Annotated in this window: 1 pseudogene; it reads right to left on the reverse strand. The window is 61.7% G+C overall.

Features of this window, described 5'->3' with window-relative positions:
- Window positions 1–228: pseudogene (gene hisG, locus P8629_RS12830) on the reverse strand (ATP phosphoribosyltransferase); the annotation flags it as partial.
- Window positions 229–230: the final 2 nt, after the last annotated feature.

The following is a 230-nucleotide window of genomic DNA, read 5'->3' on the forward strand; positions in this document are numbered from 1 at the left end:
GCAGCGGGCAATGTCCAGATCCAGCGGCTCGTACAGCCCCTCGGCACCGTGCTCCAGCAGCACATCCTTGCCCGCCACGCCCACATCGGCGGCCCCTAACTGCACATAGGTAGGCACATCGGTGGCGCGAATGATGACCAGCTTCACATCCGGCAGGTTGGTATCGAACAGCAGCTTGCGACTCTTGCTCAAATCTTCTGCGGGCGTAATGCCCGCATCTGCCAACAGCG

Origin of the sequence: Hydrogenovibrio sp. 3SP14C1 (genome assembly GCF_029625905.1) — a bacterium.
Classification (GTDB): Bacteria; Pseudomonadota; Gammaproteobacteria; order Thiomicrospirales; family Thiomicrospiraceae; genus Hydrogenovibrio.